The sequence below is a fragment of the Gordonia sihwensis genome (genome assembly GCF_029632925.1).
GTDB lineage: Bacteria > Actinomycetota > Actinomycetes > Mycobacteriales > Mycobacteriaceae > Gordonia > Gordonia sihwensis.
Genome location: NZ_CP121248.1, coordinates 3,527,742 through 3,544,396, shown reverse-complemented (window position 1 = coordinate 3,544,396; position 16,655 = coordinate 3,527,742). Strand labels below are relative to the sequence as shown.

The 16,655-nt window shown below is 71.4% G+C and carries 6 protein-coding genes; all 6 read left to right on the top strand.

Annotation, left to right across the window (positions count from 1 at the left end):
• Window positions 1-116 precede the first annotated feature (116 nt).
• The 6 genes from P5P27_RS16895 to P5P27_RS16870 all read left to right on the top strand — a co-directional run bounded on the left by P5P27_RS16895 (window position 117) and on the right by P5P27_RS16870 (window position 16,098).
• Window positions 117-890 (top strand): thioesterase II family protein, encoded by a 774-nt coding sequence (locus P5P27_RS16895; protein WP_278125157.1) that lies wholly within the window; start codon window positions 117-119, stop codon window positions 888-890.
• Window positions 887-2,230 (top strand): beta-ketoacyl [acyl carrier protein] synthase domain-containing protein, encoded by a 1,344-nt coding sequence (locus P5P27_RS16890; protein ID WP_278125156.1) that lies wholly within the window; start codon window positions 887-889, stop codon window positions 2,228-2,230. The genes P5P27_RS16895 and P5P27_RS16890 overlap by 4 nt, the downstream gene beginning before the upstream one ends.
• A complete protein-coding gene (locus P5P27_RS16885) occupies window positions 2,223-5,318 on the top strand; it encodes an SDR family NAD(P)-dependent oxidoreductase (RefSeq protein ID WP_278125154.1) in 3,096 nt (1,031 codons plus the stop codon). The genes P5P27_RS16890 and P5P27_RS16885 overlap by 8 nt, the downstream gene beginning before the upstream one ends.
• 111 nt (window positions 5,319-5,429) lie before the next feature.
• Window positions 5,430-6,188 carry an MTB12 C-terminal domain-containing protein gene (locus P5P27_RS16880; protein ID WP_278125152.1) on the top strand — a complete coding sequence of 253 codons (759 nt, stop codon included), beginning with the start codon at window positions 5,430-5,432 and terminating at the stop codon, window positions 6,186-6,188.
• Between the two features lie 77 nt (window positions 6,189-6,265).
• The gene (locus P5P27_RS16875; protein WP_278125150.1) at window positions 6,266-11,581 is read left to right on the top strand and encodes a non-ribosomal peptide synthetase; all 5,316 of its coding nucleotides are present in this window, start codon (window positions 6,266-6,268) and stop codon (window positions 11,579-11,581) included.
• Entirely contained in the window at window positions 11,578-16,098 is a 4,521-nt protein-coding gene (locus P5P27_RS16870; protein ID WP_278125148.1) for a non-ribosomal peptide synthetase, read from the top strand. Before P5P27_RS16875 ends, P5P27_RS16870 begins: the two co-directional genes overlap by 4 nt.
• The last annotated feature ends 557 nt before the right edge of the window (window positions 16,099-16,655 follow it).

Genomic DNA, 16,655 nt, shown 5'->3' with positions numbered 1-16,655 from the left:
CGCTCAACCAGCCTGAGGGCTCGCTCAACCAGCCCGGCGATGAGGACTCGCTCAACGGGCCCCGGCATGAGGACCTGCTCGACCACTGAAACACCGCACGACTTTGGGAACAAGAGATGACTACACCCGCGACCACTCGCAAGGCACCCGCACTCCGGGCGTTTCACAAGCCGGCCGACGCCGACGCGCCGATCCTTCTCGTCTTCCCGCACGCGGGCGGGGGAGCGTCGTCGTACCGTGACCTGTCGGGGCGGTTGTCGGCTCACTTCGACGTCCGCGTGATGCAGTATCCGGGACGGCAGGACCGGATGCGCGAGGACGCCGCGACCGGACTCGGAGATTTGGCGACCGAAGCCGCGGAGGCCTTCACCGCCACCGCCGACTTCGCCGACCGTCCGGTGGTGGTGTTCGGGCACAGCATGGGCGCAATCGTCGCCTTCGAGTTCACCCGACTGCTGGAGGCGCAGGGCACGACACCCCGACGGCTCATCGTCTCAGCGGCTACCGCGCCGAGCCGAGTGGCTCAACTGCCGAAGCATCCCGACTCCGACGAGGACCTGCTGGCACACCTGACGGGCCTGCAGGGCACCGGCGGCGCGGTGATGGGCAGCGACTCGGTGATGCGGATGGCGCTGCCGGTGCTCCGAGCCGATTACCGGGCGTTCGACGCCTACGACTGCGCCGCCGACGTCCAGGTGTCGACCCCGATCCAGGTGGTCGGCGGAGCGGACGATCCAGTGATCCGGCCGCACCAGCTCCACTCGTGGTCCGACCACGCCGACGAGGTGGAGGTCAGCCTCGTCGACGGCGGCCACTTCTACCTCAACGAGCATCCGGACGCGCTCGTCGACCTGCTGGTGCGGACCGCGACGGGCGGAGGTACCCGGTGACCGCGCACCACCCGCACGTCGCCGGAGGAGCGGATTCGGCACCCGACGACGCCGTCGTGATCGCGGGCATGGCGGTCGAGGCGCCGGGCGGCATCGACACCCCGGAGGACTTCTACGCAGCCCTCGCCGCCGGTGAGGACTTGATCGGGCCGATGCCCCGCGACCGCGGCTGGCCGGTGGACCAACTGCTCTCCCTCGACCGCGTTCCCGGTTGGGGCGCCGTGCCCGACGCCGGTGGATTCCTTGACGGCGCAGCCGAATTCGACCCCCAGTTCTTCGGGCTCAGCCCGCGAGAGGCGACGGCGATGGATCCGCAGCAGCGGGTCGCGCTCCGGGTGGCCTGGCGGGCCGTCGAGAACGCGGGCGTCAACCCCGCAGCCCTCGACGGCCGGGAGATCGGAGTCTTCTTCGGAGCTTCCGGCATGGAGTACGGACCCACGGTGGCAGCCGTGAACGACTACTCCGGCCACCGGATCGCCGGAACCGCACTGGGTTCGGTGTCCGGACGGATCTCGCACGCCCTCGGACTGACGGGCCCGGCGATCACCGTCGACACCGCGTGCGCGTCGTCGCTCACCGCCGTGCATCAGGCGGCCGCAGCGATCCGCTCCGGCGAATGCGACTGGGCGATCGCCGGCGGCGTGTGCGTGATGGGGTCGCCGGGAGCGTTCTTCGAGTTCTCCCGCAACAATGCGCTCGCCGCCGACGGACGGTGCCGCTCGTACGCGTCGGGGGCCTCCGGCACCGTCTGGGGCGAGGGCGCCGGCGCGGTGATTCTGGAGAGCGCCGGCGCGGCCCGGTCCGCCGGACACCGCATCTACGGAGTGGTGGCCGGATCGCGGGTGAACCACAACGGTTCCGGGGCGCCGATCGTGGTGCCGAGCGCGGACGCCCAGCGCCGGGTGATCGCGGGCGCACTCGCCGCCGCCGGCGTAGACGCGGCACAGATCGACCTGATCGAGGGGCACGGAACCGGCACTCTGGGCGACCCGATGGAACTCGACGCGCTCTCGGCCGTCTACGGCGCCGCCCGGGCCGACGACCGTCCCGCCGCCGTTGGATCGGTGAAATCGAACGCCGGACACGCGCAGGCGGCGGCCGGAATCCTCGGTCTCATCAAAGTCCTGCAATGCGGCCGGAACGGCACGATCGTCGGCACGCGGTTCGCCGACGAGCCGACCGACAAGATCGACTGGGACACCGCCGGGCTACGACTGCCCGCCGCCACCGAACCCTGGCCGGCGCGCGACGGCCACCGTTTCGCCGCCGTCTCCAGCTTCGGAGTGTCCGGAACCAACGCCCATCTCATCGTCGACATGCCGGAGGCCCCGAATGCCTGACACGCCTCAGACCGGTGCGCAGTACCTCTTGCCGGACGGCCGCATCCCGGTGGTCGTCTCCGCGGACGTCGAAGACCAGCTCGGCCGGTTCGCGGCCTCCATCGCGCGCTACCTGCGGGCGCATCCGGCCGTCGACGCGCAGCGGGCGGCCGCATATCTGCTCGACGCCCGGCCGGTCCGCCGACACCGTGCGATCGCGGCGGTCGCCGACCGCGATGAGCTGCTGGCCGCACTCGATGCGCTCGCCGCCGGCCGATCGCACCCCGCGGTGGTCCGCGGGACCGCCGCCGCACACCGCTTCGCGTACGTCTACCCGGGCCAGGGCAGCCAGCGGCCCGGCATGGGTGCGGTGGACTACGACCGCTCCGCCGCCTACCGCGCCGCCGTCGACGAGTGCCACGCCGCCTCGCTCGACCTCTTCGGAACGTCGCCGATCGACTACGTCCTCGGCCGCGGCGACGCGGAACAGACCGACGACGTGCGGGTGGTGCAGCCGGCGCTGTTCATGCACATGCTGGGTCTGACGGCCATGTGGGACGCGGCGGGCGTCCGACCGTCGATGACCGTGGGACACAGTCAGGGCGAGATCGCCGCGGCGGTGCGCAGCGGCATCGCCAGTCTGCGCGACGCGCTGATCGTGGTGACCGTGCGGGCACGCGCGGTGGACGCGGTGGCACCCCGCGGGTACACGATGGCCGTCGTCGGAATCAGTCTCGACGAGGCCGAGGCGCTGCTGGCCCGCAATTCCGGATGGATGGAATTGTCGGTGGTGAACTCCGAGCACATCCTGTGCGTGTCGGGGGAACGGCAGGCGGTGCTCGGCCTGATCGCCGCGCTGGAGGCCGAGGGCAAGTTCGCCAAGGAGATCCGCGTCGCCTACCCGGCGCACACCAGCATCGTCAGCAAGTTCGCCGACGAATTCCAGACGGCGTTCGATGCCTACGGTCTCGGCCGGACGTTCACCGATCCCCGGATCCCGTGCATCGGCGCCACGCTCGGGGAGGCGATCGAGCCGTCGACCCCGGTGCGCGACTACTGGTTCTGGAACCTGCGCAACCGCGTCCGGTTCGACCGAGCGGTTCACACGGCGGCAGACGCCGGAGCCGACGTCTACATCGAGATCGCCGAGCATCCGACGCTGGTGCTGGCGTTGTCGGAGACGCTGGCGGGCTCGCCCGATGCCACGATCCTGAGCACCCGCCGCCGCGAGTGCACCGATCACACGCTCTTCACTCGCAACGTCGTGACGGTCGCGGCCACCGACCTGACCTTCGACTGGTCGAGCTGGGAGGTGCGCGGGCGCACTCGCGGGCTCCCGCTGGAGGCCTTCCCGAACTCGCCGATGCGCAAGACCCGCCTGTGGGCCAGGCCGGACGCCGGCGTCGGAGACGCCGTCAACCGCCCGGGGTGGGCCGCGCCGCCCGCCGACCACGACGTGCGTGTGCTCGACGTCCGCTGGCAGCGTCCGGTGAGCCGGCGCTCGGCTGCCCCGCAGCGCATGGCGGTGCTGGCGCTTCCCGGATCGGATCTGAGTCTCGCCGCCGGCATCTGCTCGGCCGCGCCGCAGCACGGCGCCGTGGCCTGGCAGGTACCCGACGGCGGTGCCGAGATCGGTGAGGTCGACGCCGCACTGGTGCTCCTGCCCGCGCGCGGCGACGACGTCGAAGCCGAACTCGCCGCGGTCCTGGCCGGCTCGGCCTGGCGCGGCGGTCTCGCGGAACTCCCGCCGACCGTGTGGATCGTCAGCACAGGGGCGGAGACGGCAGTGGACGGCGACGTCGCCGACCCGGTGCACGCCGCGGCCGTCGCCGGGCTGCGCTGCCTGGCCACCGAGCAGTCCGGGGTGCGCGTCGTGCAGCTCGATCTCCCTGCGCGGCAGCCAGTCTCGGCTGACGATGTGCTAGCGGCCGTCCATGTCGCGGGCGAGCCGGCGATCGCACTGCGAGACGGCGCGGTACTCGTCAAGCGACTGATGCCGACGGAAGCGGGGTCGGTCGCCGACCTCGATCTCACGCACGCCGTCATCACCGGCGGCACCGGGAAGGTCGGACTCGCCGTCGCCGAACGCTTCGCGCGCGACGGTGCGCGCCGGATCACCCTGCTCAGTCGTTCCGGCGGCGACGAGACGGCTCATCGCGTCGCCGCCCGGTTGTCCCGGCGTCACGGAGTGGACGTAGACCTGCGGCGCTGCGACCTCACCTCGGACACCGAGCCGGCGCAGCTGGCGGATCTGCCTCCGGTCACCACTCTGGTGCATGCCGCGCTCGACTACGTCGAGCGGCCGCTGTCGGAGATCACCGAGGCCGATGTGCGGCGCGCCGTGGATGCGAAGGTGAGCGGACTCGCCCGGGTTCTCGACGGGATCGGGGGCGCACCGCGGGTCGTGCTCTGTTCGTCGCTCGCAGCCACCCTTGGAGGCCGGGGACAGGCGCTGTACGCCGCCGCGAACCGTCTCCTCGAGGTGGAGGCCGCCCGGCTGCGGACGACGGGGGTGAACGCCGTCGCGCTCGCCTGGGGCTTGTGGGCGGTGCAGGGACCGCTCGACGCCGACGGGCTGGCGCGCGTCACGGCGACGGGCGTGGTGCCGATGGCGCCGACCGCGGCACTCGACGCGGGTCTCGCCGTTCACGGGGGCGATGCCGTGGTGATGGCGGCGTCCTGGCCGGACCTGCGCCATCTGTTGGAGATGACCGGGTCGGGCGTGCTGATCGAGGAGGTGCCCGATCGCGTCGGCGCACCGGAATCGGGACACGAAGAGGATGCCGCGGCAGCCGACGCCGCGGTCGAGACGGAGCACACCGAAGAAGCCGAGACGGCGCCGGCCGAGGTACCGGAGACGCCGCCGGCACCTGCTCGATCGGGCGACTTGACGGCGAACCTGATCGACGAGTTGGCGGTCGCGATGGGTCTCGCGGCGACGGACATCGATCCCGCTGCGCCGCTGGTGGCGCTGGGTATGGACTCACTGCAGGCACTCGACTTCCGCAAACGGGTCCAGACCGCGCTGGCGTGCGACCTTCCGGTGGAGGCGATCCTGGGCGGCGCCAGCCTCGATGAGGTGGTTGCGTTGATGGACGAGGCCGCGTAGCGCTCGCGTCATCTTCCGGGTGTGGGGCGCGCAGCGAAACGGACGAATCCGTGACCAGGGTAACCGTACTAAGGCTAGACTTACCTTCTTAAGGTTTGGTTCAATTACCGCATGTATGACGAAGAGCAGGTCACCCAGCCGATCGCCGCTGAGCCGGCGCCGGCGGCCGAGGAGTCGGGCACGTCGATCAACTGGCCCACGGTGATGATGGCGGCGGGCATCTCGGCGGTCGTCTCGGCGATCGTGCTCTCCATCGGACTGGTCGGTCTGATGCTCAGCGACGTCGGCGGCAACCGGGCCGCGGCGCAGGAGGCCCCCGCCACGGTGGTGAATCTCGGTGCGCAGCAGACACAGCCGCAGGCCGCCGCCCCGGCGTCCGACAGTGCCGCCCCTTCGTCGGACGCCCCGGCCGCCGACGCTCCCGCCGCCGATGCGCCGGTCGCCGATGCGCCCGCCGCGGACGCTCCGGCGGCGCAGGCTCCGGCTGCTGCTCAGCAGCAGACGCCCACCGCGCAGGGGCCGACGAAGCCGACGGCCGCGCAACTGCAGGCCGAGATGGACTACCTCGCCTCCGGTGCCTCGAACGCACAGAAGGCTCAGCGCCTGGAGGGCGGGGCCCGCGCGGTGAACCAGGCGCAGGGCATCCTCGGTCTGGCCGCGAAGTTCAAGCCGATGGGCCTGACTTACCGGATCGTCGACCCGGTGACGGTCAACGGCAACATCGCCAGCGCGCGTCTCAAGCTGTCCTCGCCCGGATACCAGCCCACCTACATGACGATGAAGTGGGTGTGGAAGGACGGGCGCTGGAAGCTCACCAACTCGTCCATCTGCGAACTCGGTTCGTACGCCAACATTCCCTGCAACCTGTAAGGACCGTTGGACCAGGAAGGACCCGGGGCGATCGCCCCGGGTCCTTCCTTTAGGTAAGGCTAGGCTAAAATCGACCCATGACGAGTGACCTGGCCGCCCGCCGACGTGAACTCCTCCGCAAGCGTCTCCAGGAGGAGAGTCTGACTCACCGTGGCGCCGCGGAGGCGGTGCCGGCCCGGGCCGACGGTGCGCGCACCCCGCTGCCCATCGCGGCTCGCCGGCTCTGGTTCGCCGGCCACCGCGATCCGGACGACACCTCGCTCAACATCTCGGTGGCCTTCGCGCTGCACGGGGAACTCGATGCCGAGCGTCTCCGCCGCGCCGTCGAGTCCGTGGTCTCGCGACACGAGACGCTCCGCGCCCGCTACCTCGCGGGCGAGGACGGCGAGCCGGTGATGCAGCACCGCGTCGGCGCCCCGATCTCCTGGACGACCGCCGACCTGACCGAACTGTCCGGCTCGGCGGCTCAGCGGCGCCTGCAGGTGCTGGCCGCGCGGGAGGCGCGGACGCCCTTCCGACTCGCCGACGACCCTCCGCTGCGAGTCACGCTCGCCGCGCTGGCACCCGAGCACCACGTGCTGCTCCTGACCGTCCACCACATCGCCTGGGACGACGACTCGTGGGCGGTGTTCTTCGCCGACCTCGCCGCCGCCTATCGGGAGACGGAGACGGCGGCGCTCGCGCGGGCGTACGCCGACGTGCCCGACCCCTCTGACGACCGACTCGACGCCGACCTCGCGCACTGGGCGCAGGTGCTGCGTCCCGCACCCGAACCGCTCGACCTGCCCGCCGCGACCGGCGCCACCGGCAGCGGTCGCGTGCACCGCCGCTTGGCGCCGGAGATCGAGGCTGCGGCAGCCGAACTCGGACGAGCTGCGCGCACCACCACGTTCGCGGTCCTGCTCGCGGCCACCCAAGCCTTCCTGCATCGCGTGTACGGCGCCGACGACGTGGTGATCGCGGTGCCGACCACCGTGCGCCCGGCCGGGGCCGAGGATCTGATCGGTTACTTCGGCAACACCGTCCTGCTGCGCGGCGACGTCGACGCGCGGTCGTCGCTGACCGAGCTGATCGGCTGTTCCCGTGAGTCGTTGGCCGCCGGGCTCGCCGCCTGCCGCGTTCCGATCGACCGTGTGGTGGCCGAGTTCGCGCCCGACCGCCGCGCCGGTCTGGCCGGGCTGGTCTCGGCGAGCCTGTCGCTGCGCCGTGATCTGTCCGGGCTCGGGCTCGACGGCCTCCGCGTCGAACACCTCGACCACCTCCACGCTCCCAACGCCCAGTTGCCGTTGGAGTTCGCGATCGTGTCCGGTACCGAACCCGTCCTGGAACTGCAGTACCAGTCGTCCCGCTTGCGCGATGCGGAGGCGCAGGCGCTGCTCGCCGCGTACGCGACCTTCCTCACCGACGTCCTCGGCCGGCCCGACGCGCCGATCCGGGACGCACGACTGCTCGACGACGAGGCGCTCTCGGCGGTGGTCTCCGCGGCCGCCGGACCCGCGGTCGACGATGTTCCCGACACCCTCGTCGGCATGTTCGAGGCCGCGGTGGCGCAGCGTCCCGCCCACCCGGCGATCGTCACCGACGACCGCTCGATCACTTACGCCGAACTCGGCACCGCCGTCGACGTGCTCGCGGCCCGGATCGCGCACGCCGCGGGCCCGGCGCTGGCGGCGCCGGACGCCGTGGTCGCGCTGCGCATGTCCGCGAGCGAGGACTTCGTGGTCGCCGCGCTGGCGGTGCTCAAGACCGGCGCCGCCTACCTGCCGGTGGATCCGGACTACCCGGCCGACCGCACCGCCTTCCTGCTCGAGGACGCCCGTCCGGTGCTGGTGCTCGACGCCGCCGAAGTGCAGCGGCTGCGCGCCGAACCCGAAGAGGCGCCGCGGCGTCTCGACCTTCCCGGGCCCTCGCCGGAATCGTTGGCCTACATCATCTACACCTCCGGATCCACCGGCACCCCGAAGGGCGTGGCGGTGGAGCACCGGGCGATCGCCGAGCATCTGCGGGCATTCGGCGCCACCAGCGTCGTCGGCTCCGACGACCGCCTCGTGCAGACCTCGTCGGTCAGCTTCGACGCGTCGATGTTCGAGATCTTCGCGACCCTGACCGCCGGCGCCACCCTCGTGATCCCGAAGAAGGGCGCGCTCACCGACATCGCCTACCTGGCCGACCTGCTGGTCCGCGAGCAAGTGACGGTGATGCACATGGTGCCGAGCATGCTCTCCACGCTGTTGCTGATCCCGGAGGTCAAGCAGTGGACCACGCTGCGCACCGTGCCGGTGGGCGGCGAGGCGCTGCCGGGTGAGGTCGCCGACGAGTTCACCACCGCGTTCACCGCAGACCTCAGCAACAACTACGGGCCCACCGAAGCCGTCGTCGCGGCCACCCATCACCGGGTCGACGGACCGCGCGGCGGCGCGGTGGTGCCGATCGGCCGTCCCAATCCGGGGGTCGCGGCGCACCTGCTCGACGCCGGCCTGCAACCGGTGCCCGACGGAGTGGTCGGCGAGCTGTACCTCGGCGGACGTCAGCTGGCGCGCGGCTACCTGCGCCGCAGCGGACTGACCGCCGCGCGATTCGTCGCGGACCCCTTCGGAAAGGGTGAACGTCTTTACCGCACAGGCGATCTCGCCCGGCGCGGCGGAGACGGGGAGCTGCAGTTCGTCGGCCGCTCCGACGACCAGATCAAGGTCCGCGGCTTCCGCATCGAACCCGGTGAGATCGAGGCGGTGCTCGCCGCGCACGAGGACGTCCAGCGTGCCCTGGTCACCGTGGTCGACGACCGACTGCTCGCGTACGTGATCGGCGAGTCCGGCGCGGTCCCCGACCCGCAGGCGCTCCGCGACCACGCCGCGCAGACACTTCCGTCGCACATGATTCCGGACGCCGTCGTCGTCATCGACGAGGTGCCGATCACCGTGCACGGCAAGCTCGACCGCGCTGCGCTTCCGGTGCCGGCCACCCAGGCCGCGGGTTTCGTGGAGCCGGCGACGCCCACCGAGCGGCGGGTGGCGGCGGTGTTCTCGGAGCTGTTCGGCGGCCGGACCATCGGGTCCGCGGACTCGTTCTTCGATCTCGGCGGCCACTCGCTGCTCGCGGCCCGCCTGGTGACCGCCCTCTCGGCCGAGTTCGGACTCGACGTCGACGTCCGGGCACCGTTCGACGCCCCGACGGTGGCCGGGCTGTCCGCACTGCTGGTCGAGAAGGCGCGCGCCGAGCTCGGCGTCGACCTCGACGCGGACCCGGACCAGGACGGCTGGGCGGACGGCGCCTGGACAGAAGGCGACGCGGAGGGGAGCGACTGGGCAGACGGGGACTGGACCAGCGCCGACTTCGGCGGGATCGCCCTGGGAACGCCGGAGCCGCAGCACACCGAACCGGTCCGACCTCCGCTGGTGGCCGGTGACGAGGTCGACCGGGCGCCGCTGTCGTTCTCCCAGCTCGCCATGTGGTTCAACGAGCGGTTCGGCGGCGCGAGCGCGGAGAACAACATCGTGCTGACCCTCGCCGTCGAAGGGCCGGTGAACGACGACGCTCTGCGCGGCGCGATCGCGGACGTGGTCCGGCGGCATCGCTCGCTGCGGACCTCGTTCAGCGAGATCGACGGACTGCCGGTCCAGGTGATCCGCGACGACGCCGACATCGAGGTGCCGCTGAGCATCACCGATGCCACCGATGCCGACGACCCCGTGCGCAGCGCGGCGCAGACCGGGGAGCTGATCTTCGATCTGGCGGCGGCGCCGCTGGTGCGCGCACACCTGGTGCGCGCCGGGTCGTCGTCGGTGCTCGCGCTGGTGATTCATCACATGGTGGTCGACCACGGCAGCACCGACATCATCATCGCCGACCTCGCCGCCGCCTACCGTGCGCGGACCGGCGGTCCCGCCCTCACTCCTCGGCCGGCCGGACCGGAGTACACCGACGTGGCGCGCTGGCAGCACTCGATGTTCGGTCTCGACGCCGACCCCGACAGCGATGCCGGCCGCTACGGGCGTGCCCAGATCGACTTCTGGCGCGACCGGCTCGAAGGACTTCCGGACGAGATCCTGGTGGCGGCCGACCGGCCCCGCCCCGAGGGCCTGAGTCACCGCGGGGTGATCGTCGACTTCGATATCAGCGCTTCGCGCTACGAGCGGCTCAAGACCGTCTTCCGCGGCAGTGCGGTCAGTGACTTCATGGCGCTCACCGCCATGTGGTCGGCTGCGCTGCACACGCTCGGCGGCGGCGTCGACATCGCGATCGGCACTCCGTCGGCGGGGCGGGCCGACCCGGCGACCGCCGACATCGTCGGGCTGCTTGCCAACATGGTGGTTCTGCGCACCGATCTGGCCGGCGAGCCGACACTGAACGACGTTCTGCACCGCTCCCGCGACGCCGTGCTCGACGCCTTCTCCCACCAGGATCTGCCGATCGAACGCCTGGTGGAGGCGCTGAACCCGCGCCGCACCCGGGCCCGGAACCCGCTGTTCCAGAGCATGGTCCACTTCCGAGATACGGCAGGCGAGCCCGTGGTCCAGCTCGCGGAGGGCACGTCCATGCACATCCTCCCGATGGAGGTGGACACCTCCTACCTCGATCTGAACCTGATCGTGACCACCTGCGGCGACGGCAGCCTGAGCGGCCGGCTGGTCGCGAGCGCAGACCTCTACGACGAGGACACCGCGCGCGGTATCGCCGACCGATTCACGACGCTTCTCGAAGCTCTGGCGGAGAATCCGCAGCGACGGCTGTCGGAGGTGACGGTCCGGCCGATACCCGATGCACTCGACGCCTCCGTGCACGGTGAGGATCCAGCCGTGCTCGCCGAACTCATCGCCGCCCGGTCGCCGCGACGCGTTCAGGCGCGGCCCGCGACACTCGTCGGCCTGCCGCACGCGGGTCTGACGCACTGCGCCTCGGTCGCGACCTGGATCGTCGACGGTCCGGGTGCCGCCACCGCACTTCCGGAGACGCTGCGCGCGCTCTCGCCCGCGTCGCTGGTGATCGACAACTACGCCGCCGCACCGGCGGCCGCGCCGGTCGCCGAGGTGTACACCGCCGGCGGCGGCACCCAGACGCCGACCGAGCGGGCACTGGTGACCATGCTCGAGGAACTGCTCGGGGTCACCGGGATCGGGCGCGACGACAACTTCTTCGCGGTCGGCGGCGACAGCGTCATCTCGATCCAGTGGTCGGCGCGTGCCGCGGCCGCGGGCATCGCTCTCGATCCGCAGCAGATCTTCGACCACTACTCGATCGCCGAACTGGCCGAGGCGGTCGACGCCGCGCGGGCCCGGAACGACGACACCGTCGAGCCGGAGCCGCAGCCCGTCGATGCGTCGCCGATGTCGGCGTCGGGGCTGTCGAGTGACATGCTCTCGGCGCTCGGCTCGGCGTGGGAGGCGCAGCAGTGAGCCCGGAGCAGCAGTCGAAGCCGGCCATCGAAGACGTCCTCGCGCTCTCGCCGCTGCAGGCCGGGCTGTTCTCGCTCTCGGAGATGGCCGGCGACGGCCTCGACGTCTACAGCATGCAGTTCGTCGTCGAGATCAGCGGACCGCTCGACGCCGCGGTCTTGCGCCGCAGCGTCGCCGCCGTCCTCACGCGGCATCCCAATCTCCGTGTCAGTCTGTGGGATCAAGGCGTTCCGCACCCGGTTCAGATCGTGCCGACCCAGGTCACCGTGCCGTGGCGCGAGGTGCGGACCCATCCCGACGATTTCGACGCTCTCGCGCTCGCCGAACGCTCGCAGCGGTTCGACCTGCGTCGCGGCCCGGCGATGCGGGTGGTGCTCGCCGCACTGCCCGAGGGCAGGCACCGGCTGCTGCTCACCGCACACCACATCCTCATGGACGGCTGGGCGATCGCGCTCTTCTTCCGCGAGCTGCTGGCGATCTACGGGGCGGGCGGCAGCGCCGACGGACTGGCGCCGGTGAAGCCGTACCGCAACTACATCGCGTGGCTGGCGGAGCAGGACACCGCCGCGGCGCTCGACACCTGGACGTCGTATTTGGACGGGGTGTCGCCGCTGTTGATCGGTGCTCCGGGGACCCCGGCCACCGAACCGGTGCGGCACCGGCGAACGCTCGACGCCGCGGAGACCTCGCGCGTTCTGGGTTGGGCGCGCCGGGCCGGACTGACTCCGGCGGCTGTGACGCAGTACGCGTGGTCGGTGGTCCTCGGCCGGCTCGCCGACCGGACCGACGTGGTCTTCGGGACCACCATCTCGGGCCGACCGCAGAGTCTGCCGGGGGCCGGCGAGATGGTCGGGCTGTTCATCAACACCGTCCCCGTGCGCGTCGACCTGCGAGCTCAGCCGACCGTCCTCGAGGCCTGCACCGCACTGCAGCGGTCGTCGGCCAGGATGCGCGACCTCGGATTCCTCGGCCTCGCGGACATCGCGCGCGCGGCCGGTACCCCGAACCTCTTCGACACGCTCTTCGTCTACGAGAACGCTCCGATCGGTTCGGCGACCGAATCCGTCACCGCGCCGGACGGCACCCGCTTCCTGCCTCTCGCGATGGAGTCGCTGTCGCACTACCCGCTGACCGTCGTCGCCTACGAGCTCGACGGGGAGCTGATCGTGATGAGCGAGTCGGTCGCCGAATCGCTGGGACCGATCGATCCGGCGCAGGCCGTCGAACGGGTGCTCGCGGTGCTCCGGGCGCTGCCCGACGCCGCGGACGCTCCTGCCGACACGCTCGACGCGCTGCTCGATCACGAGAGGGAATGGGCGGCACGGCCGTCGCGCGGTACGCCGCTGCCCGCCGGAACCACGGCGATCGGGCTGTTCTGCGAACAGGCACGGACCTCTCCGGCGTCCGTCGCGCTCGTCGCCGACGACGGCACGTGGACCTACGATCAGCTCCACCGCTGGTCGCTGGCGGTTGCGGGGGACCTGCGGTCTGCGGGAGTGCGACGCGGTGACGTGGTGGCGGTGGCGCCGCGACGGTCGGGCCGGACGGTCGCGGGCGTGCTGGGGGCGATGCTCGCCGGTGCCGCGTACGTGCCGATCGACGTGTCCATGCCGGTCGCCCGGATCGAGAATCTGCTCGACCAGTCCCGTGCGGACGTGGTTCTCACCGACCCCGAGTTCGTCGATCTGTTCGCGGGGCGCACCGTCGTCACCGATTGGGACGGCGGGGATCGGCATGGCGGGGAATCCGTCGAGGTGTCCCCGGCCGATGCGGCGTATCTCATCTTCACCTCCGGCTCCACCGGCGAGCCCAAGGGAGTGATCGGCACGCAGGGAGCGCTGGCCAGCTATGCCCGCGATCACCGCGACCGCGTGCTGTCGGTCGGCCGCCGGCGGCTCGACCGCCCGTTGCGGGTGGCGCACGCCTGGACGTTCTCCTTCGACGCGTCGTGGCAGCCGCTGGCCGCCCTGCTCGACGGCCACGAGGTCCATCTGTTCTCCGATGAGCAGACGCGCGACGCCACGCGTCTGGTCGCGGCGCTCGCCGAGCGCCGGATCGACATGATCGACACCACGCCGTCGATGTTCGGCCAGCTCTCGGCGGCCGGGCTGGTGTCCGGGGAACCGGGTCGGCCGACGTTGACGGTGCTCGCACTCGGTGGCGAGGCGATCGGTCCGGCGCTGTGGGACCAACTGGGGTCGTTGCCGCGGACGGCGGTCTTCAACTGCTACGGACCCACCGAGACCACCGTCGAGGCGATGGTCGCGCGCGTGTCGGAGTCGCCGGTGCCGACGATCGCCGGACCCACCGACCGGATGAGTGCGCGGGTGCTCGACTCCCGCCTGCGGCCGGTTCCCGACGGGGTGATCGGTGAGCTGTACCTGACCGGGGACCAGGTCACTCGCGGCTATCAGGGGCGCCCGGGGCAGACGGCGGCAGCCTTCGTCGCCGACCCGATCCGATCTGGGGAGCGCATGTACCGGACTGGAGACCTGGTGCGCCGCAACGCAGTCGGCGACATCGTCTTCGTGGGACGCGGCGACGACCAGGTCAAGATCCGCGGCTACCGCATCGAGGTGGGCGAGGTGGAGGCAGGACTCAGGGCGGTGCCCGGGGTTCGCGAGGCCGCCGTGGTGGTGGTCGATCGGCCGATCGGTGCGGCGCTGGTCGGATTCGTCTCGGGGGCGACCAACGGGGCGGGTCTCGACGCCGCCGTCGTCCGCGGCGAACTGGCGCAGAAGCTGCCGTCGCACATGATCCCGACGAGGATCGTCGTGCTGCCGGTGCTGCCGGTGAACCGTAACGGCAAGCTCGATTCGGTGCTGCTGGGGGAGTCGGCGCGCGCGGCGCTGGCCGGCGGCGGGGAGACGGGCCGACCGCTCGACGAGGTGGAGGAGCGGGTGGCCGCGGCCGTCGAGGGCGTGCTCGGCACCCGTCCCGGTCCCGACGACGACTTCTTCGACCTCGGCATGGACAGCATCGTCGCGATGGCGTTGGTGACCGCGCTGCGTGCGGGCGGCGACGAGATCGCGGCGCGCGACGTCATGGCCTTTCCCACCGTTCGCGACTTGGCCGACGCGGTCCGCCGGGGCGAGCGTCTGGCGCGGATCGCCGCCGAGCGCGAGTACGGCGAGGTGCCCGCGCTGCCGGTGGTGGAGTGGATGTACGAGGGCGGCCGGTGGCGGCGGTTCACGCAGACGGTGCTGTTCCGACTGCCCGACGGGTGCACGGACGCCGAGGTGGTCCAGGTGCTGCAGGCCGTGCTGGATGCGCACGACATGCTGCGGTCCACTCGGGAGAGCGGAGTGCTCGTGACCCGGGAACCCGGTGCGGTGGACGCGGCGAGTCGGTTCTGGGTGATCGACGGGGAGCCGGGGCAACAGCTGGGCACGCTCATCACCATCGCCGCCCGCCAGGCCAACGAGGCCGTCGATCCCGATCGCGGAGACATGGTGGCCGCGGTTCGCGTGGTGCCGAGCGGGGGCGGCGACGTCCTGCTGCTCGCGATCCACCATCTCGCGGTGGACGCGGTGAGCTGGCAGATCCTCTTCGGTGACATGGCTCAGGCCGGCGCGGCCGTCGCCGCGGGCGCGCCGCCGGCACTGCCCGCGGAGTACACGGACTACCGCGCGTGGAGTCGCCGAATGCTCGCGAGGTCGGGAACGGAAGTCGTTGCCGCACAGCGGGATTACTGGCGGTCGCAGGTGCGTGCCGACGACCCGGTGATCGGTTCGCGTCGACCGGAGATCGGCCGCGACACCTGGAGCGAGTTGACGTCGGCGCCCGTCTTGACCGACGTCGCCGTGACGGCCGAGATCCTGGACCGGATCGATCAGCGGATCGGGATGCGTGAGTTCCTGCTGACCGCGCTGACGGCGACCTTCGCATCCTGGCGCGCCGAGCGCGACCAGGACCCGTCGGCGGGAGCGCTGATCGCGCTCGAAGGTCACGGCAGAGAGGATGCGACCGTCGGGGACGACATCGACACCGGGCGCACGCTCGGCTGGTTCACCACGGTGTTCCCGGTGCGGCTGGCCGCGGGCGCGACGGTCACGGTCGACGCATTGGAAGCGGACTCCGGCGAGGGGCGACGTCTGTTCGAGCGTGTCACCGCAGAGCTGGAGGCGGTCCCGAACCGGGGTCTGGACTATGGGCTGCTGCGCTATGCCGATCGCGACGCCGACCTGGTCGAGGGCGTCGAACCGCAGGTGGAGTTCAACTATCTGGGCCGCTTCGACCTGGGTGTCGCGGGTGAGGATCCGGGCGCGTGGCAGCCGGTCGTCGACCTGGAGTTGAACGAGCATCTGCCGACCGATCCCGAGCCGGATCTTCCGCTGCGATACGCGCTCGACGTGGTCGCCGTGGTCCGCGCGACCGACGACGGCCCTCAGTTGGTGACGAACTGGCGTTATTGCTCCACGGTCCTCTCGCCCGCCGACATCGCCCGCCTCTCCACCCTCTGGTCCCGCTCCCTCTCCGCCCTCTCAAGCGCCGAACCCCCAAAGCCTCTCGAGTAGCGGAGGAGCGGACCGAGACGGGCGTCGCCCGGAGTCTCGATGCGTCCTCGGCTTGCGCCTCGTCCTACTCGACGGTCTTGGGGGCGTTCTATCAGGTTTGTCGAGTGAGCGGAGGAGCGGAGCGACGGAGCGCATCGAGACGTTGCCGCCGGGGTGGTCTCGATGCGTCCTCGGCTTGCGCCTCGTCCTACTCGACGGTCTTGGGGCGTTGTATCAGGTCTGTCGACCCCGCAGGTTTGTCGAGTGAGCGGAGGAGCGGAGCGACGGAGCGTATCGAGACGTTGCCGCCGGGGCGGGTCTCGGTGCGTCCTCGGCGTGCGCCTCGTCCTACTCGACGGTCTTGGGGTTCTATCAGGCCTGTCGACCCCGCAGGTTTGTCGAGTGAGCGGAGGAGCGGAGCGACGAAGCGCATCGAGACGGGCGCCGCCCGGGGTCTCGATGCGTCCTCGGCGTGCGCCTCGTCCTACTCGACGGTCTTGGGGGCGTTCTATCAGGTTTGTCGAGTGAGCGGAGGAGCGAAGCGACGGAGCGTATCGAGACGGGCGAGTCTCGATACG